This is a genomic window from Sphingobacterium kyonggiense (assembly GCF_039536825.1).
Taxonomy (GTDB): Bacteria; Bacteroidota; Bacteroidia; order Sphingobacteriales; family Sphingobacteriaceae; genus Sphingobacterium; species Sphingobacterium kyonggiense.
The window spans coordinates 95,166-115,291 of sequence record NZ_BAAAZI010000009.1 but is presented as its reverse complement, the minus strand read 5'-3'; the positions used below and the strand labels follow the sequence as shown (position 1 = coordinate 115,291).

Genomic DNA, 20,126 nt, shown 5'->3' with positions numbered 1-20,126 from the left:
GCGTTAATCGTGAAGGATTTCCTTTCGAATCCTACTTAAGGAACTATCTGTCACGCCTAAAAAGGAGGCAATATATTTTAATGGAGCTTGCTGTATTATTTGAGGTTTATCCCTCATCAACTGCAAGTATCTGGATTTAGCAGGCTCCGTAATCATTTCCGTAGCTCTTTTTTTGCTAAGGTATAATTCAAAAGCCATCCAGGCACGACCCCATTCTCTTAGCGCTGGAATTTTATGAAATAGATCTTGAAAATCTTCATAATCAATCTTCCACAGCACACAATCCGTTAAGCACTGTATATACTCTGGTGTTGGAATACGCTGAAAAATAGATGCTACTTCAATAACGACTTCATTGACACCCGAAAATCCGGTAGTTATCTCATTGCCTTCGTAATCATAAAGGTAAGTCCTTACCAAACCCGATTCTACAATGTAATATTCATTGCAAATTTCATTCTTTTTGAGAAGGAATTCTCCTTTGGGTATCTCTACTCTTTTGTGTACTGCAAAAATAATATCTAAATCCGCCTTCTCTAATGAGGGGTGTTGATAGGCATGTTGGAGGATGTCCATAGAAGTGTAAATTTAGAACAAGATAGAAATTTGTTCTAAATTTCTAAAATGGATCAGCTACCGTAAATTCTATTCGATCAAGACTAATGGGGTGAGTAAAGCAAATATAGCCTGCATGCAGATGTAATCGGTCTGCTCTTTTGCCATAAAGATCATCCCCAACAATAGGACAAGATAATCCCTTGCTGTGTGCAGCATGAACCCGTAATTGATGCGTACGCCCAGTTAAAGGATAAAAATGGATTCGAGTTTTTCCATTTTTTACTTCCTGCACTTCATATTTTGTTTGAGCAGGTTTCCCATAAGTATAGCAAACTACTTGCCTAGGTCGATCATCTAAATCAACCCGTAATGGTAAATCTATTATTCCAGATTTTGTTTCAATCTCTCCATTCAATAAAGCCGTGTAACGCTTTTGAACAGTATGCTTGATAAACTGATCTTGTATATATTGATGAGCAGCTTTAGTCTTGGCAAGAACCAAAATTCCTGAAGTAGACATATCCAATCGATGGATAATTAGTGGGCTATCTATTTCTGGGTATTTAGCTAAAATCCTAGTTTGTACACTATCTTGGACATTAATACCGGGTACAGACAGAAATTCTGAAGGTTTATTGACTACGATGATAGCTTCATCTTCATAGATTATTGGGAGTTCCTTATCCTCAGCTGGGTTTTCCAACATAGGATTTGGGTCAACCGACAAACCTATCAACATATGGTTTAGGATGGGTTCGCACTTACCTCGACATGCTGGATAGAAATATTGATGCCTTCTTACTTCTGAGCTAGGAGAGGCTCCCCACCAAAACTCAGCCATACAAATAGGCTTTAAATTATTCTGAAAAGCATATTGTAAAAGCTTTGGTGCAGCACATTCACCTGCTCCAGCAGGAGGCTGAAGGTTCAATGCATCCTTAAAAATGCTCAATACCGATTTATATTCATGCTTCGCATTTAAGAATTGATATTGATCAAATAGCTGATTCTGTAAGGCTGATGAACGATTTTTACGTTCTGTTTTTAAATCATCAATCTTCTGAAATTCCTCATTATATTGATCTTCCAATAATTGCATAGTTGTTTGACAAGCTTGCTTAGCAACATCATATTCGTGCTGATCTCTATAACTCTGCTTGATTAGATCGACTTCTAAGGCTTTATATTCTTCTTCTGATAATAGCAGTACTTGCGTTTGTCTTAATAGCTTACGCTCGCTCTTATTGGCTTTATGTAGCTTTCTTAAGGCAGCTAGTTGATCAGCTTGTTCAGCAGACAATGATTCAATTTCCTGCTTGATATTTTTCAATCGACCGGATAATTGAAGTTCATCAATTTTTCTATTAATAGCATTTATCTGTTCTTCCTCTTTTAGGAAAAAGCCTTCAGGATCCAACATATCAAAGATAGCCGGTACAAAATAACGGTGATTGTTTGTTCCAGCTAGTTTACCGGAACAGGCTGCTAAATAACCTAATTGGCCAGCTTCTTGTTCAACCACAAGAACACCAAACATCTTTCCGATGATTAAGCCGCATTGTTCCCTATTTAAGCCAAAGTTATGTTCGAAATCTTGCTGAGTTTGTAAATACTCTTGAACCTGATGTGCTGCCAGCAAACTTAAAGGATGTGGCTCATAACAAAATGGAAAAGTAAACTTATCCGGTTTTGGAAGATGATCAATAGAACTATTGAACGCGTGCAAGAATAATGGCAAGGACTGCATGAAATTTTAAAAACTAATTCGCAAAAGTAAGCATAGCGTATGGAAATGAACGAATATATAGGCGAGATTATGACAATAAAATGCTCTAGAAACATCTTTTATTGCTGTTAAAATTGGTAAATTGTATTCATTAAATAACGGGCATAATATGGAAAACAAACGCGTTTTAGGACAATCTGACCTCGAGATTGCTCCGATTATATTTGGTGGAAATGTCTTCGGATGGACACTAAATGAAACACAATCATTTGAAATCCTAGATAGTTTCTTAGATAAAGGATTTAATGCGATCGATACAGCGAATAACTATAGTCATTGGGCACCTGGAAACAAAGGTGGTGAATCGGAGGCTATTATTGGTAATTGGCTTAAAGAAAGAAGAAATAGAGATAAGATCATTTTAATGACCAAAGTAGGTGGAAGGTTTGGATATGATACCAAACCAAATACCAAGGCTGCTTATATCAAAGAACAAGTAGAACTGTCTTTAAATCGCCTAAAAACAGATTATATTGACTTATACCAAACGCATTATGATGATGAATCAACCGCAATTGAGGAAACCCTGCGAGCATATGAGGATTTGATAAATGAAGGAAAAGTGAAATTTATCGGCGCATCTAACATTAAAAAGGATCGTTTAAAGGAAAGTCTAGAGATATCAGATCAACAAAATCTACCCAAATATATCTCCTTACAACCAGAGTATAATTTATACGACCGGGAGAATTACGAGAAAAATTACCTTTCTCTAGTTTTAGAAAACAATTTGGCCGTTATTCCGTACTATTCATTAGCTAGTGGATTTTTAAGTGGTAAATATCTTTCTGATGATGATTTTGCAAAATCAGCTAGGGGAGAGGGAATCCAAAAGCGGTATTGGAACGAAAGAGGTCAACGTATTGTAGCTGCTTTGAATGATGTAGCAAATGCATATAGAACCACAGCATCTTCAGTAGCCTTGGCTTGGTTATTAGCACAGGAAAGCATTACAGCTCCGATTGCAAGTGCAACCAAAGAATCGCATCTAGAAGCATTTCAAGCAGCATTACAGATCAGATTCGGAGAAGATGCAATCCAGAAACTAAATGAGGCAAGCAAATATTAAAATTGAACAAAAATTATATTAACATGAAAACAAATATTGGTTTAAAAGAGAAGGATTCTGCAGCAGTAGCTGAATTATTGAATAAATTATTAGCTGATGAAAATGTGCTTTATACAAAAATTAGAAATGCACATTGGAATATTGAAGGACCAGATTTCCATGCACAGCATATATTCTTCGAAGAATTATATGGTGATCTAGCTGAACTAATCGATGAAATAGCTGAACGCGTTCGTTCCATTGGACATTATGCTATAGGAACTATGAAAGGATGGTTAGAAATCACCCAACTTACAGAAATGAAATATGGAAAAAATGATGCAGCTGGTTATATTAAGGAAATCTTAAACGACTATGAAAGCTTAATTATTTCCTTAAGAGAAGATATTAAAAAAGCTGAAAAACACGAAGATGCAGGAACGGAAGATTTCCTAGTAGGAATTCTTGAGAAGCATGAAAAAACTGCTTGGATGCTTCGTTCTCACTTAAAATAAGATCGATTTTTATATAGTTTTCAACAGCCTTCAATTGAAGGCTGTTTTGTTATATATAGCTATCAATTAACAGATTACTATTTTAAAGGTAAAGTATAAATATAAAATAAGGACATTCATCTACTACATGTTAAAACTATTGTTAATGGTTAAGGCATCGGATTAAGCGAAAGAATAGTTAATTTCATTGCGTCTTATAGAATAATATCCCATGTTAGATGAATTAATAGCCTATTTAAGTACTTTAAATCCTGTTACGGCAGCTTTGCTTGCTGGATTATTTACCTGGGGGGTTACAGCCTTAGGTGCGTCAGCGGTATTTTTATTTCGAGGTGTAAACAAGAAAGTATTAAACGGTATGCTTGGCTTCACTGGAGGAGTAATGATTGCTGCTAGCTTCTGGTCCTTATTATCCCCAGCAATCGATATGAGCGAAGGAGAGGGCTTTACCAAAGTTATGCCTGCTGCAATTGGTTTCTCCTTAGGAGCCCTGTTTATTTTTGGTTTGGATAAGTTAATGCCACACTTGCATTTGAATTTCTTAAAATCAGAGGGTCCAAAATCTTCTTTACACCGAACGACTTTGTTAACCATTGCCATTGCCTTACACAACATCCCTGAAGGATTAGCTGTGGGTGTATTATTTGGTGCTGTTGCAGCAGGATCGCCCGATGCAAGTGTTGCTGGAGCGGTATTATTGGCAATGGGTATTGGATTACAAAACTTTCCTGAAGGTATTGCTGTTTCTATGCCTTTGCGTCGTATGGGATTATCAAGATGGAAGAGCTTCCAATATGGACAACTATCTGCTGTCGTTGAACCTATTTTCGCAGTGCTTGGAGCATTTGCTGTTGGATTCTTCTTACCAATCTTACCTTACGCACTTTCCTTTGCTGCAGGAGCAATGATATTTGTAGTCATTGAAGAGGTCGTACCAGAAACACAACAAGAAGAACATTCTGATATCCCAATTCTTGGATTCGTCTTAGGATTCGTGGTAATGATGATGATGGATGTAGCATTAGGATAATAAAGAATTCTTATAAAATAATAAAGCCACCTGATATAGGTGGCTTTATTATTTTATCTACGCGATACTAATTATTTAATAGCATCTAACTTCGCTTGGATTTCAGCAGATTTTGCTTGATCATCCATGAAGTCGTAATAGCTTTTTAAACTACGTAAAGCATCTTTGTTCTCTGGCTCTAACTGAATAGTTTTAGTCAAATAAGGTAATGCACGAGCAATCTTAGTTTTTACTTCAGCAACTTTCTTATTGTATTCAGTTGTCGTGATTTTCTTATCCTCATTAAGCGCTAAGATTTCATCTCTACCAGAGTTCATAATAACCACAGCAGCATTAATGTTAGCTTCAATGTAGTTAGGGTCGATCTCTAAAGCTTTTTGGTATGCTGCTAATGCTTTTTCAGAATCACCAGAAGTACCATACGCTAAACCTGAATAGTAATGAAGGTTTTTGTTGGTAGGATCTTTAGCAATTTGCGCATCGATATCTTTAAGAATCTTAGCTTCATTACCAGTGATTAAGTTAAATTCAATGTTCTGAACCGCTACGTCGTTATCATTAGGATAAGCAACAGCAGCTTCAGCAGCAGCGGCTAATGCAGCAGTAGTATCTCCTTTAGACATATATAACTTTGGAAGATCTAACATAATGGTTTTATGATTAGAGAATTCCTTTTTAGGGATCAAAGTTTTATATTTCTCAATAGCATTATCGTAATCCTTATTTTGAACAGCAGCTAAACCTGAATAAAAGGTAAGGGTAGTGTCACCAGGAAGATAAGTTAAAGCACCATTGAAATCAGTGTAAGCATTTTTATAATCTTGTTTATCCCAAGCAGCAACACCTTTGTTAAATTTATACTGTCCTAAAGTTTGACCAGCTACTGTAATATTCTCTGCATGTTTTTTATCAGTATCTAGTTCAGTTGCTTTCTTGATACCTTCGTCTGCTTTTGCAGCAGCATCATCGCTATTATCTAAAAATGCAATATTAGAATATACCAAAGCATAATAAGTCCATGCTTCAGGATCATTTTTAGTTTTATCATGCAATACAGCAGCATCAATTGCTTCTTGTGCAGCTGTTAAACTTGCTTTACCTAGAGCGGCTGTTCCAGCTCCTTTAAGTTCCTCAAACTTCACAATGTTAGTCTTCGCTTTCTTAACATTACTAGATTGGGCAAAAACGACAGTGGTACTCGAAGCAAAAAGTAACCCTGCGATAAATATTGACTTCTTAAAATTCATATCGTATATATTTTTGTTTGTTAATTAGATAATTGATTCAACAACATATTCACACGATCTAATTGCGTAGCATCATTAGCCTTTTCGTAATACATGGCCAAAGATTTTAACGCATTGATCTCGTAAGGCTTAATCTCATTTGCTTTCAGTAAATAACTTTGAGCATGGTATTGTGCCTCTTGATTTTCAGAATCTGCTAGATAATCTTTTAAATAGATTAAACCTAAAGCGAGGTTTGCCTCAAAATTATTAGCTTCTAATTCCAATACCTTCTCATAATAAGTCTTGGCAATCGGAATCTGATTTGCATTTTCATTTGCATATCCAGCTAAATAATTCAATTCAACGTTCTCAGGTTCATATTTTAATGCAGATCCTATTAAAGGAACAATTGCATCATATGCTTTGTTCTTAGAATATTTGTCTATCAGTAAGAATAAAATTGCCTTATCATCTTGAAACTTGGTTCTTGCCGTTTCTAATGTGGAAAGAGCCAATTGCTTTTCACCTTGTTTATCATATAAATTAGCGAGCTCAATGTATTGATTAGCAGTAGCTTTGTCTGAATCTATAATGGATTTATAGAAATTCACCGATTCCTTAAGTTTACCTGTTTTACTGGCTAATAACGCTAAATTATAAGTCACATCTTCTGACTTGGCATTCAATTCATTTACTTTAGTAAAATCTTGATATGCGGCATCGAACTTACTATCTTTCAAAGACTTATTCGCACGAGTAATCAAGGCTGCAGCTAAATTCTGTTTCACATAATCTAACTCACCAGGATAACCTTCTTTATCTTTAGAAGAAATCAAATCTAAGGTTTGAATCGTAAGATCGATAGGGTCCTTGTTGATATTCGTTTTGATTGTTCTGCTGGAGTCAGCATAAGCGATAGAACTCAAAACCATTGCTCTTAAAACATTCACTTTGGTTTTTGATGAATCACGCTTTGTCTTATAGATATTACCAAGTTGTTTCATGGCATTATCTAAATTCTTGACTTGCCCAGTTTGGGTATATAGGGCAAAAGCATTACTTGCTTCCTTATAGGCAGATTGCCCAAAGGAAGCAAGTGAAAATAATACAAATAGAGAAGCTAACGCTCCTTTTAATAGATTATTCTTGTTCTTCATTCTCAGGATTACTTGAGCTATTTTCAGATTGATTTTCTGTTTCTTCGCCATCAAATTCTTCCTCTTCTTGTCGATCAACTTTAGTAATAGAAGCAATCTCATCAGTTTCCTTCAGAGTGATCAATTTCACCCCTTGAGTTGCACGGCCCATTACACGTAGACTCTCAACGCCAATACGAATGACAATACCTGATTTGTTGATGATCATCAAATCATCCTCATCAGTAACGCCTTTGATAGCAACCAACTCACCGGTTTTATCCGTAACATTAATGGTTTTTACACCTTTACCACCACGGTTTGTAATTCGGTAATCTTCAATATCGGTACGTTTTCCAAATCCTTTTTCAGAAACTACCAATACAGTGGTCTCTTGATCATTAACACTAATCATGCCAACAACCTCATCTTTTTCATGCGCAAGCGTAATTCCACGTACTCCAGTCGCTGTTCTACCCATTGGACGTACTGTTGACTCATTGAAACGAATCGCACGACCTGAACGTAATGCCATTACAATTTCACTGCTACCTGATGTCAAGGTCGCTTCAATCAATTGGTCGCCCTCATTGATATTGATCGCATTGATACCGTTCGCTCTTGGACGTGAATATGCCTCCAAAGAAGTTTTCTTAATAGTACCCTTCTTCGTACACATGATGATATAGTTATTCTCTAAGTAATCTTTGTCCTTCAAGTTAATCACCTTGATGTAGGCCTTGATCTTCTCATCCTTAGGAATATTGATAATATTTTGAAGCGCACGTCCTTTAGAAGTACGGCTACCTTCTGGAATCTCAAATGCTCGTAGCCAGAAACAACGTCCTGCCTCTGTAAATAACAATAAGTAGTTATGTGCAGATGCCGTAATGATATGTTCTGTAAAATCCTCATCGCGAGTAGAAGAACCAATCGCTCCTTTACCACCACGACCTTGACGACGGTATTCGGTTAATGGAGTACGTTTAACGTAACTGTTGTGTGAAATCGTGATAACCACTTCTTCATCATCGATAAAGTCTTCCATACGCATATCCTCAGCAGAATGCACGATTTGAGAACGACGTTCATCTCCAAATTTCTCCTTAACCTCTTCTAATTCTTCTTTAATAATTTTAAAGCGTAATGCTTCATCAGCCAATACCTCTTTCAAGTATTCGATGGTTTTCATTAATTCCGCATATTCATCTTTAATCTTATCACGCTCTAGTCCGGTTAACCTTCTTAAGGTCATATCTAGAATAGCACGAGCTTGAATATCAGATAAACCGAAACGCTCCATTAATCCAACACGAGCATCTTCAGGTGTGTCTGAATTACGGATTAATTTAATAACCTCATCTAAGTGATCTAAGGCAATTAAATATCCTTCTAAAATATGTGCTCTTTTCTCTGCTTCTGCTAATTCAAACTTAGTTCTACGGATAACCACATCATGACGGTGCTCCACGAACTCATGAATCATATCCTTAAGATTCATTAATTGCGGGCGACCTTTTACTAAGGCAATGTTATTTACCGAAAAAGATGTTTGTAATGAGGTGTATTTATATAGGTTATTTAATACCACGTTTGCATTGGCATCACGTTTAATCTCATAGACCACACGGATATCCTTAGCAGATTCATCGCGAATTTCAGATATTCCTTCAATTTTCTTCTCATGAACAAGATCAGCAGTACGTTTAATCATTTCTGCCTTATTCACTTGATAAGGAATCTCTGTAACGACGATAATTTCTTTACCAGATTTAGTTGTTTCGATTTCTGCCTTAGCACGCATTACAATACGGCCTCTACCAGTCTCAAAAGCATCCTTAACACCTGAATAACCGTAGATCAATCCACCGGTAGGGAAGTCAGGCCCCTTAACAAAAGTCATTAGTTCTGAAATCTCAATATCACGATTGTCAATATAGGCAATGGTACCTTCAATAACCTCAGTAAGGTTATGAGGAGCCATATTCGTAGCCATACCCACCGCAATACCCGATGCACCGTTTACCAATAAGTTTGGGATACGAGTTGGCAATACCGTTGGCTCTTGCAACGAATCATCAAAGTTCAACTGGAAATCTACGGTATCCTTTTGGATATCAGCTAACATTTCCTCAGCAATCTTACGAAGTCTTGCCTCCGTATAACGCATAGCTGCTGGTGGATCACCATCAATAGAACCGTAGTTACCTTGTCCATCCACTAATGGATAGCGCAAAGACCAATCCTGGGCCATACGAACCATCGTATCATAAACCGAAGTATCGCCGTGTGGGTGATACTTACCTAATACGTCTCCGACAATACGTGCAGATTTCTTAAATGGTTTTCCACTGGTTACCCCTAAATCCAACATACCATATAACACACGACGGTGTACTGGTTTAAAACCATCACGAGCATCAGGTAATGCACGCGAAACGATAACTGACATCGAGTAATCGATGTAGGCAGCTTTCATTTGGTCTTCAATATTGATCGGGATTATCCTGTTTTCAGCAGGAACTAAGTTGTTTTCGTTTTCTGTTTCTTCAGCCATTATTTTTTGGTTTCGATCAAACAATAAAGTGCCCGGTTTTGTTGCAGACACTTAGAAGGCGAAGATACATAAATTTTATCGCATTAGGTACTATTAAAACCATTAAAAATATCCACAAGAAAACCAAATTGTTAGTAGAATTTTCTATATGAATAATGGAGTTTTTTATTTCAATTCTATGACAAAATGATAGAAAAGTACGATTTGTTTTAAAATATTTTAAACAAATGAGGAAAATACTTTAAAAATTTTTAAAAATATTTTACCTTTGGACTTTCTTAAGATAATGCTTGTTCACCACTCGCAATTATCTACCTCATTTTAAACAAATTAACAGTAAATAATGAAACATAATTTCGGTGCAGGACCTTGTATTTTGCCACAAGAAGTATTCCAAGAGGCTTCTCAGGCTGTGATTGATTTCAACAATACAGGTTTATCTATTTTAGAAATTTCGCACCGTTCCAAAGAGTTTGAAGAAGTAGTAAAAGAGACCGAGCAATTGGTAAAAGAGCTATTGAATGTCCCTATGGGGTATTCTATTCTCTTCTTACAGGGCGGTGCTAGTCAACAATTTGCTATGGTTCCTTTGAACTTGCTTCCTGAAAACGGAAAAGCAGCATATTTGGATACGGGTGTATGGGCTACCAAAGCAGCCAAAGAAGCAAAAAAGATAGGACAAGTAGAGATTGTCGCATCTTCTGGCGATCAAAACTATTCTTATATTCCGAAGAACTATCAAATTCCTTCGGATGCTTCCTATTTTCACTTCACTTCTAATAACACCATTTATGGTACAGAAGTATTTGAAAAACCTCAAACATCAGTTCCTACAGTTGTTGATATGTCTTCGGATATTTTAAGCCGCAGCATTGATGTTTCACAGTATGATCTTATTTATGCCGGTGCTCAGAAAAACATGGGACCTGCAGGTGTAACATTGGTAATTATCAAGGATGATTTGTTTCACAAATCCGGAAGAACGCTTCCAAGCATCTTTGACTATGAAGCGCATGCTAAGGCTGGTTCTATGTACAATACACCTCCGGTATTTTCTATTTTCGTGTCCATGCTAAACCTTCGTTGGTTAAAAGCCAAAGGTGGAGTAGAAGCTATCGAACAAGAGAACATCATCAAAGCTCGTATTTTATACGATGAAATCGATCGTAATCCTTTCTTCAAAGGGACTGCAGCGGTAGAAGATCGCTCCAGAATGAACGTGACTTTTGTTATGGATACCCCAGAATTAGAAGCGGAATTCTTAGCATTAGCTAAAGAGCGTAATTTGGTAGGTATTAAAGGTCACCGTTCAGTAGGTGGATTTAGAGCATCTATATACAATGCATTAACCATTAGTTCCATCAATGCATTGGTTGATACCATGCGAGAATTTGAAGAAAATCACCAATAAGTACATTAATGAAAATTTTAGCAAACGATGGAATTGATCCCATCGGCAAAAAAATATTAGAGGCTGCCGGCCATGAAGTCGACACCAATCACATACCGCAAGAAGAACTTGCAGTGCGTTTAAACGAATACGATGCTGTTACAGTACGTAGTGCAACAAAAATTAGACAAGCTTTAATCGACCTTTGCCCAAATCTTAAGGTTATTGGTCGTGGTGGAGTTGGAATGGATAATATTGATGTGGATTACGCATTAAGCAAGGGTATAGCTGTTGTTAACACACCTGCTGCGTCATCTCACTCTGTAGCCGAATTGGTGTTCGCACACTTATTAAACGGCGTTCGATTCCTGTTTGATTCCAACCGTAAGATGCCAGTTGAAGGATCTACCCAGTTTGGTGCTTTGAAAAAAGCATATGCTGCCGGATCAGAACTTCAAGGCAAAACCTTAGGTGTTGTAGGTTTTGGTCGAATCGGAAGAGAGACGGCAAAAATAGCCTTAGGATTAGGGATGGATGTTATTTACTCCGATCTTTTTGAAGGCCCTAAATCCCTTACATTAACGCTTTCAGGAGGCTTACAAGTAGAAGTTCCTGTTACACAAGGTGAAATTGAAGAGGTATTTGCTAAGGCTGATTTCATCTCCTTACACGTGCCATTCACGGACAAACCTGTCATTGGAAAAGAAGAATTTGCACTTTTGAAAGATGGTGTAGGACTAGTCAATGCTTCTCGTGGTGGGGTTATTGATGAGTTGGCATTAGTGGATGCATTAAACAGTGGAAAGGTTTCATTTGCAGGTCTGGACGTTTTTGATAGCGAACCGACACCGCGTGCTGAGATATTGAGCCACCCGAAAATTTCCTTGACGCCACACATTGGTGCAGCAACCAATGAAGCGCAAGAAAGAATAGGTGAGGAGCTCGCTCAATTATTGATCGAGAACCTGAAGAAGTAGTTCTTCCGCATAAAATACTATGCGGCACAAAACCTTTTAAGGCATTTGTGCCGCTTTTTTTATGAAAACACTTATATTCACACCCGCAAAAAAATTAAGTTTTATAAAGTAGATATGAAAATTCTAAAATTCGGAGGAACATCCGTAGGAAGTGCTGAACGTATCAAAGGGCTAACTGACATTGTCAATCCAGAGGAACGTCAAATCGTGGTGCTCTCAGCTGTTGCTGGAACTACCAATGTACTAGTTGAAATCGGTAAAGCTTACCTAAATGGTAAGAAGGACGAGGCCAAACAGTTAATCATTGATCATAAGAATAAATACGAAGCCTTGATCAAGGAACTCTTCAGCACAGAGAACGGATATAAGCACGGCAAGGAATTAATTGATTATCACTTTAACCTCATTAGTTCGCTTTCTAATGATCTTTTCACGCCTATTGAAGAAAAAATCATTTTGGCTCAAGGTGAATTGATGTCTACCACTTTGTGGCATCTTTACTTACAAGAGAGAGGAATCCAATCCGTATTATTACCGGCATTGGATTTCATGAAAATTGATGAGGATAATGAACCATTGGTTCCATTTATCAAAGAAAAACTAGAAGCTATCTTAGCTGAATACCCAGATAATACCTTATTCATTACCCAAGGTTTTATCTGTAGAAATTTTTTCGGTGAAATTGACAATCTGCGTCGTGGTGGTTCAGATTATACCGCATCTTTAATTGGAGCAGCAATACAGGCAGATGAGGTTCAAATATGGACTGATATCGATGGCATGCATAACAACGATCCTCGAATCGTAAAAAACACCACTCCAATTGCTAACTTGAGTTTTGATGAAGCAGCGGAGCTTGCTTATTTTGGCGCGAAAATCCTTCACCCACAAAGTGTATTCCCAGCACAACGTTATAATGTGCCTGTTCGTCTGTTGAACACCATGGACCCAAAAGCTTATGGAACCTTGATTTCAAAAGATGGTGGACAAAAAGGTGCTATACGCGCTGTGGCAGCAAAAGATGAAATTACTGCTATCCATATTCATTCTTCGCGTATGTTATTGGCATATGGTTTCCTACGTAAGGTTTTCGAAATCTTCGAAAGATATAAAACACCGATTGATATGATTACTACATCAGAGGTTGCTGTTTCTTTAACCATTGATGATACTAAAAACCTAACTGACATCATTCGTGAAGTCGAAGATTTCGGTTCTGTAAGTGTCGATCAAAATCAAACTATCATCTGTATTGTTGGTGATTTTGGAGCCAATATGCATGGTTATGCAGCACGCGTATTGGATGCTGTAAAACACTTACCATTACGAATGATTTCTTATGGTGGTTCGGATTATAATGTGTCCATTCTTTTGGATTCAAGTCACAAAACCGAAGCCTTAAGATCTTTACACAATAGATTATTTTAACCTGAAATGAATATACATCAAGTTGATCTAAACCGCTTGAAATCCCTTGAAACCCCATTGTATTATTACGACATGGAGCTTCTGGCTAATACATTAGAAGCTGCAAAAACTGCAGCTGATAAATATGGATTTCATATACACTATGCGTTAAAAGCAAACTTCAATGATCGCATTCTGCAATTAATCCAATCCAAAGGATTTGGAGCCGACTGTGTGAGTGGAAATGAAGTGCAAAAATCACTCGATATGGGATTCCCAGCATCGCAAATCACCTTTGCTGGGGTGGGAAAGTCCGATAAAGAAATCATCCTGGCATTAAAGGAAAATATATTCGCCTTTAACGTAGAGTCTATCCAAGAATTGTTGATCATCGATGAGTTAGCAGGGCAAATCGGTGTTAAAGCCAATATATCCTTGCGCATCAATCCAAATGTGGATGCACATACGCACCATTACATTACCACTGGATTGGATGAAAATAAATTTGGAGTACCCAATTCAGAACTTGAAAATGCTGCAGCAGTTCTTCGCTCTTGTGAAAACGTGAATTTATTAGGACTTCACTTCCATGTTGGCTCACAAATAACCGACATGAATGTTTTCAAAAGTCTCTGTGTTAAGGTGAATGAATGGAAAAACTGGTTCGAGGAGCGCGGGACAACCATTAAAGTACTTAATGTAGGTGGTGGACTAGGGGTCGATTATTACCAACCTGACACGAATCCAATGCCTGATTTCAATGCTTATTTTGAAGTATTTGATAAATTCTTAGAACGTAATCCAAATCAGGAAGTACATTTCGAACTAGGCCGTGCCTTAGTTGCACAGTCTGGAACTTTAGTTAGCCGTGTTTTATACACGAAGAGCGGAGTTAAAAAGAACTTTTTGATTCTAGATGCGGGTATGACAGAGTTAATGCGTCCAGCATTATACCAAGCCTACCACAAGATTGAAAAGCTTGGTGACTCTTCTGATGCTCAGCAAATCAACTACGATGTAGTAGGACCTATCTGCGAGAGCTCAGACTGCTTTGGAAAGGAAGTGGAGCTTCCATACGCCGAAAGGGGAGATCTTATCGCCTTGCGTACCGCAGGTGCCTATGGGGAAGTTATGGCATCCCGATATAACTTACGTGATGAAATCAGATACCTTTTCTCCAATGAAATTTAAAATAAGAGATTAATTAAAAAATGCTGCTAATGATTAGCAGCATTTTTTAGTTTTAAACCGGTTGTGTCAATGAACTTATCGCGATACGATTCCAAACATTGATCGTCGCAATTGCCAAAACAACATTGGCTATATAAGTTTCATCAAATACTTCCTTAGCTTTCTTGAAAGTTTCATCTGTCAATCCTGCATGAGATATATGGGTTATTTCTTCTGTCATAGCCAACAAAACACGCTCTTCTTCGCTATACAGACTTGTTTCTCGCCAAGCATCCAATAAAAATATACGTTGTGCCGTTTCACCCATTGCTAAGGCATCTTTTGTATGCATATTAATGCAAAATGCACATCCGTTGATTTGTGATGCTCTGATTTTGATTAATTCAATATGTTTTTTGTCTAAACCACATTGGTGTAAATAGGTTTCCATAGCTATTACGGCTTTATAGCCCTGTGGGGCCAAAGCGGAAATATTCATTCTTGCTTCCATGATATGTGTTTCTAAAATTATGTTGAAAATTAGGAATTTTTATATAATCCAAATGTTAAAAATGAAAAGGCTGTTCCATATTATGAAACAGCCTTTCTATTAAAAATAAGCAGGAACTTAATTATTCTCTTGATCTTTGTTTTTGTTAAGGAATACAAATTGTCCATCGAAAGTATCCAATTCGATCACCGAATCCCTGGAAACTTTACCAGACAAAATCTCTTTTGACAGCTCGTTTAAGATTCGTTTTTGAATAACACGTTTCAATGGTCTAGCTCCATATACTGGATCGTATCCTAATTGCGCTAACCAATCTAAAGCTTCGTCAGTAGCCGTTATAAAGATATTCTGCTCTGCTAATTGATGCTGAACTCTTGAAAACTGCATCCTTACAATATCGCCAATTTCATCTCTTGAAAGTGGAGTAAACATGATGATTTCATCAATACGGTTTAAAAACTCTGGACGAATGGACTTCTGTAAGAGATCCAATACCTCATCCTTGGTTTTAGCAACGATCTCATCGCGATTTCCTTCCAATAATTTCGAGAAATTCTCTTGGATAATGTGCGATCCTGTATTTGAGGTCATGATAATAATGGTATTTTTAAAATTCACCACACGACCTTTATTATCAGTTAAATGACCATCATCCAATACTTGCAACAGGATATTGAACACATCGGGATGTGCTTTTTCGATCTCATCCAATAACACCACGGAGTAAGGTCTGCGACGAACGGCTTCAGTCAATTGACCACCTTCATCATAACCAACATATCCTGGAGGCGCACCGATTAATCGCGAAACCGCATGGCGTTCTTGATACTCAGACATATCGATACGTACTAATGCTTGCTCATCATCAAATAAGAATTCTGCTAATGCTTTTGCCAATTCTGTTTTACCAACCCCCGTTGTTCCTAAGAAAATAAACGATCCTATTGGACGTTTTGCATCGCTTAATCCAGCTCTTGAACGACGGATAGCATCTGCAATGGCTTCAATAGCTTCTTCTTGACCTGCAACACGCTTATGTAGCTCTTCTTCCAAGTTTAACAACTTCTCTCTTTCCGATTGGATCATCTTGTTTACAGGGATACCTGTCCAACGAGAAACCACATCGGCAATATCCTCGGATGTTACCTCTTCCTTCAGCATTCTGCTGCTACCTTGTTTCTCAGCAAGCTCTTTCTTCAAATGCTCCACATGATCCTGAGCTTCTTTAATCTTACCGTAGCGTAATTCCGCTACTTTACCATAATCACCAGCACGCTCAGCCTGTTCAGCCTCTAACTTATAATCTTCAATGTTTTGAGCCTCTTGGTTCACTTGATCCACCAAAGTCTTTTCAGACTGCCAAGACGCTTTTAAGGAGTCGCGCTCAGAAGCTAGATTAGCAATACTCTCAGAAAGCTCAGCTACTTTCTTATCATCATTCTCACGCTTAATAGCTTCTCTTTCGATTTCCAATTGCATGATTCGACGATCTAACTCATCAACAGCCTCTGGCACGGAGTCCATCTCTAAACGTAGTTTGGACGCAGACTCATCCACTAAGTCAATAGCCTTGTCTGGCAAGAAACGATCGGTGATATAGCGTTGCGATAATTCAACTGCTGATATAATCGCTTCATCCAATATCCTTACTTTATGGTGTGTTTCATAACGTTCTTTCAATCCACGTAAGATGGAAATCGCATCTTGCGTATCCGGCTCCTCAACCATTACTTTTTGGAAACGACGTTCTAAAGCCTTGTCTTTTTCAAAATATTTCTGATACTCATTCAGTGTAGTTGCACCAATAGCACGTAGTTCACCTCTTGCCAAAGCAGGTTTTAAGATGTTTGCAGCATCCATTGCACCCTCACCACCGCCAGCACCTACCAAGGTATGAATCTCGTCAATGAAAAGAATAATCTCACCATCGCTGTCCGATACCTCTTTTACAACCGCTTTTAGACGCTCTTCAAATTCACCTTTATATTTTGCACCAGCAATCAAAGCTCCCATATCTAAAGAGAAAACCGTTTTTGTCTTCAAATTCTCAGGTGCATCACCCTTTATGATACGATGTGCAATACCTTCGGCAATGGCCGTTTTACCAACACCAGGCTCACCAACCAAAATCGGGTTATTCTTAGTCCTGCGCGATAGAATCTGCATAACACGACGAATCTCTTCATCTCGCCCAATAACCGGGTCTAACTTTCCAGACTCTGCAAATTCATTCAAATTTCGCGCATACTTACCTAATGCATTATAGGTTGCCTCGGCATTCTGATCGGTTACTCGCGTATTACCACGCAATTCCTTGATGGCTAATTTTAAATCCTTCTCATTTACGCCTTGATCTTTTAATAAAGCAGAAGTTTTATCGTTTGCGGATAGTAGGGCCAATAAAATATGTTCAATGGATACAAATTCATCATTGAACTCTTTAAGATAGCTCTGGGCTTTTTGTAAAACCGCTGAACTGGAATTACTCAAATAAACATTTGATCCACTCACCTTTGGTAAAGCCTCAATCTGCTTATCTACCTCAGCATTCACATAGTTCAAATTGACATTGAGCTTCTTCAGCAAATGAGAAACGACATTCTCATCTACTGTTAAAAGCGCTTTCAAAATATGAACTGGTTCAATCGCTTGTTGCTGATTGCCCATGGCTATTTCTGAAGCTTTTTGTATGGCCTCTTGGGCCTTAATTGTATAGTTGTTAAAATTCATATATAGTCAGTATTTTTTATTTCTAATTTAATTGTATTAACAATTTAACAAAAGGGATGCCTTTAGGTTTTTATAAAGTAAAAACGCCATAAAGGCAGTGAAAACCAATTAGATACTGTCATTTTTACAGTATTGATTCTCAATATATTCTAAATAAAGAAAAGGACAAGAAAAAATGACAGACAGCTTTTGAAAATAGGCTAGACAGTCAATATTTAGTAGTGCAAAAAATCTAGGATGTCTTAAAAACAAATAGGGCTTATAACAAGATTAAATTTGCTTGATTATGAACAGGAGCCGACCTATAGTTTACTAGGGATTTGCTCCGTGAACCCTAAGGAATTTCCATGGATCTGATAGGGATCTCCTTCGGATCTCGTTCGCTTCTAACCGAACGAGATCCGAAGGAGATCCGAACAAGTTCCGAAGGAGATCCGAAAGAGTATCGAAGGAAACCCTAAGAAAGCCCCTTAGAATGGTAGAGGAAAAAGAATAAAAGTAAAATGAAAAAACAATGAAACTTCATTTGAATAATCTACATAACATAAGGTTCAAATGGGTCGTCGTAAACCAAAAATTAAAACAGTTAGAGAGAATGAAATCAATTAAAAATCTAAAAGTATGGTTTCTAACCTATCATTAACATACAAGCTGATATAATAACCAAGGTGAGGATAATGATTTTAAATTCCTTTTCGGGAAGAACTTTAACGAGCTTTATCCCTAAAAATCCACCTAACAGAATAAATGGGATCGCCATGATGTTTAATGCCAACCCTTCCCAGCTCAAGTTTTTCCATACAAATAATTGAAGGGGTATTTTGGAAAAATTAAGAATCATGATAAACCAAGCGCCAGTAGCCACTAGACTTATTTTATCTAATTTTTTAGTTAGTAAATAAATGGTTAAGGCTGGTCCTGCGGCATTACCTATCATGGTAGAAAACCCAACTAATAAACCAAAGAAAGGAGCATACCACCTTTGCTTGGTAAAATCCTGGATTCCATTTTTCTTTTTAGATTTATTGATTCCCCAGAGCATTAATAATACGGAAATAAGAATACAGAAACCCATTAAGAATTTAAATGTCTTATCATCTATAAATTCTCCTATGAAAAGTCCAATTATTAATCCAAATAATGAAAATGGTAACATTGACCTGACTTCTTTCCAAATAAACTTTTTGCGATAATAGATTACGGCAATGAGGTCTGCGAAGCATAGAAGTATTAAAACAATACCTGTGGAATATTTGGCGCCAAATAAAAATGCAAAGATAGGAACTGCAAATGTTCCCACATTTTGAACCCCTGTTTTAGATATACCAATCAGCATGGCGCAGAAAAAATACAACATCCATGCCTGCGCACTTGGTAATAAGGCTATAGCATCAGACCACATGTTGAGCCATAAAATCCAATAAATCTTGGGCTTTTATATTCTTGTAATCTTCTACATAGCGAATACAAGGAGGCAATTCGTCTTTGGTATTTGTACTTAGAACTCCAACAACATGCATTTGAGCATTTAAGCCTGCTGTTACTCCGGAGAAAGAATCTTCAAACACAAAGCATCTTGTCGGGTCTACAGCCAGATTATCCGCAGATTTTAAATAAACTTCAGGATGAGGTTTATGCAAGCTGACATTTTCGCTTCCTAGGGTTGATTTAAAATATTTGCGGATAGCTAAAGTATCCAAGATCAAGTCCATATTGGCTAAAGGAGCAGAGGTGGCAACACCTAATTGCAATCCATTTTCATAAAGATCGGTTAGAAATTCCGGAAAATAGGGAAGAGGCTTCACTTCCGATTGATAGATCTCACGAAATAGGCCTTCCTTTTCATCCTCTAATACCAATAATTCATCTCCATGGATCTTCCTTTTAAAGAAATGAGAAAAAATATGACTGTTATGTTTACCGTTTATATGTTGGATATAATCTGCATCCGAATAAGCAATCTGGTGACGGTCAAAGAAAACTTCAAAGGCTTTAGCATGATAAGGATTGGTATGAGCAATAACTCCATCCATATCGAAAATTACGGCGATATCTTGCATAGCCACAAAGTTAATCAAAATT

General features: G+C 37.4%; 16 protein-coding genes. 7 read left to right on the top strand and 9 right to left on the bottom strand.

Features of this window, described 5'->3' with window-relative positions; all coding sequences use genetic code 11:
* Window positions 1–3 precede the first annotated feature (3 nt).
* Window positions 4–576, bottom strand: a complete 573-nt coding sequence (locus tag ABD676_RS11215; protein ID WP_344674771.1) for a Crp/Fnr family transcriptional regulator — start codon at window positions 574–576, stop codon at window positions 4–6.
* 43 nt (window positions 577–619) lie between these two features.
* A complete protein-coding gene (locus ABD676_RS11210; RefSeq protein ID WP_344674770.1) occupies window positions 620–2,305 on the bottom strand; it encodes an RluA family pseudouridine synthase in 1,686 nt (561 codons plus the stop codon).
* A 148-nt stretch (window positions 2,306–2,453) separates the two neighbouring features.
* On the opposite strand from ABD676_RS11210, the gene ABD676_RS11205 reads away from it, so the two are divergent.
* The 3 genes from ABD676_RS11205 to ABD676_RS11195 all read left to right on the top strand — a co-directional run bounded on the left by ABD676_RS11205 (window position 2,454) and on the right by ABD676_RS11195 (window position 4,937).
* Window positions 2,454–3,413, top strand: a complete 960-nt coding sequence (locus ABD676_RS11205) for an aldo/keto reductase (RefSeq protein ID WP_344674769.1) — start codon at window positions 2,454–2,456, stop codon at window positions 3,411–3,413.
* A 23-nt stretch (window positions 3,414–3,436) separates the two neighbouring features.
* Window positions 3,437–3,907 carry a Dps family protein gene (locus ABD676_RS11200; RefSeq protein WP_344674768.1) on the top strand — a complete coding sequence of 157 codons (471 nt, stop codon included), beginning with the start codon at window positions 3,437–3,439 and terminating at the stop codon, window positions 3,905–3,907.
* A 211-nt stretch (window positions 3,908–4,118) separates the two neighbouring features.
* On the top strand, window positions 4,119–4,937 hold the full coding sequence (locus ABD676_RS11195) for a ZIP family metal transporter (protein ID WP_344674767.1): 819 nt from the start codon (window positions 4,119–4,121) through the stop codon (window positions 4,935–4,937).
* Between the two features lie 71 nt (window positions 4,938–5,008).
* On the opposite strand, the gene ABD676_RS11190 is transcribed toward ABD676_RS11195, so the two are convergent.
* From ABD676_RS11190 to gyrA, 3 genes are read right to left on the bottom strand one after another with little or no spacing between them, the layout of a single operon-like run.
* Window positions 5,009–6,184 (bottom strand): tetratricopeptide repeat protein, encoded by a 1,176-nt coding sequence (locus tag ABD676_RS11190; protein ID WP_344674766.1) that lies wholly within the window; start codon window positions 6,182–6,184, stop codon window positions 5,009–5,011.
* Window positions 6,185–6,204: 20 nt separating this feature from the next.
* The gene (locus ABD676_RS11185) at window positions 6,205–7,323 is read right to left on the bottom strand and encodes a tetratricopeptide repeat protein (RefSeq protein WP_344674765.1); all 1,119 of its coding nucleotides are present in this window, start codon (window positions 7,321–7,323) and stop codon (window positions 6,205–6,207) included.
* Window positions 7,307–9,859, bottom strand: coding sequence for a DNA gyrase subunit A (gene gyrA, locus ABD676_RS11180; RefSeq protein ID WP_344674764.1), 2,553 nt, complete (start codon window positions 9,857–9,859; stop codon window positions 7,307–7,309). The genes ABD676_RS11185 and gyrA overlap by 17 nt, the downstream gene beginning before the upstream one ends.
* A gap of 343 nt (window positions 9,860–10,202) precedes the next feature.
* On the opposite strand from gyrA, the gene serC reads away from it, so the two are divergent.
* The 4 genes from serC to lysA all read left to right on the top strand — a co-directional run bounded on the left by serC (window position 10,203) and on the right by lysA (window position 14,824).
* Complete coding sequence (serC, locus tag ABD676_RS11175; protein WP_344674763.1) at window positions 10,203–11,270, top strand: 3-phosphoserine/phosphohydroxythreonine transaminase; 1,068 nt, start codon at window positions 10,203–10,205, stop codon at window positions 11,268–11,270.
* 8 nt (window positions 11,271–11,278) lie between these two features.
* The gene (locus tag ABD676_RS11170; protein WP_344674762.1) at window positions 11,279–12,226 is read left to right on the top strand and encodes a D-2-hydroxyacid dehydrogenase; all 948 of its coding nucleotides are present in this window, start codon (window positions 11,279–11,281) and stop codon (window positions 12,224–12,226) included.
* 114 nt (window positions 12,227–12,340) lie between these two features.
* A complete protein-coding gene (locus tag ABD676_RS11165) occupies window positions 12,341–13,654 on the top strand; it encodes an aspartate kinase (protein WP_344674761.1) in 1,314 nt (437 codons plus the stop codon).
* Window positions 13,655–13,660: 6 nt separating this feature from the next.
* Complete coding sequence (gene lysA, locus ABD676_RS11160; protein WP_344674760.1) at window positions 13,661–14,824, top strand: diaminopimelate decarboxylase; 1,164 nt, start codon at window positions 13,661–13,663, stop codon at window positions 14,822–14,824.
* 52 nt (window positions 14,825–14,876) lie between these two features.
* Here lysA and ABD676_RS11155 read toward each other — a convergent pair whose 3' ends face one another.
* The 4 genes from ABD676_RS11155 to ABD676_RS11140 form a co-directional block, all read right to left on the bottom strand.
* A complete protein-coding gene (locus ABD676_RS11155) occupies window positions 14,877–15,314 on the bottom strand; it encodes a carboxymuconolactone decarboxylase family protein (RefSeq protein ID WP_344674758.1) in 438 nt (145 codons plus the stop codon).
* A 117-nt stretch (window positions 15,315–15,431) separates the two neighbouring features.
* A complete protein-coding gene (gene clpB, locus ABD676_RS11150) occupies window positions 15,432–18,044 on the bottom strand; it encodes an ATP-dependent chaperone ClpB (protein ID WP_344674757.1) in 2,613 nt (870 codons plus the stop codon).
* Between the two features lie 628 nt (window positions 18,045–18,672).
* Entirely contained in the window at window positions 18,673–19,446 is a 774-nt protein-coding gene (locus ABD676_RS11145) for a sulfite exporter TauE/SafE family protein (RefSeq protein WP_344674756.1), read from the bottom strand.
* Window positions 19,436–20,104 carry an HAD family hydrolase gene (locus tag ABD676_RS11140; protein WP_344674754.1) on the bottom strand — a complete coding sequence of 223 codons (669 nt, stop codon included), beginning with the start codon at window positions 20,102–20,104 and terminating at the stop codon, window positions 19,436–19,438. The genes ABD676_RS11145 and ABD676_RS11140 overlap by 11 nt, the downstream gene beginning before the upstream one ends.
* Window positions 20,105–20,126 lie beyond the last annotated feature (22 nt).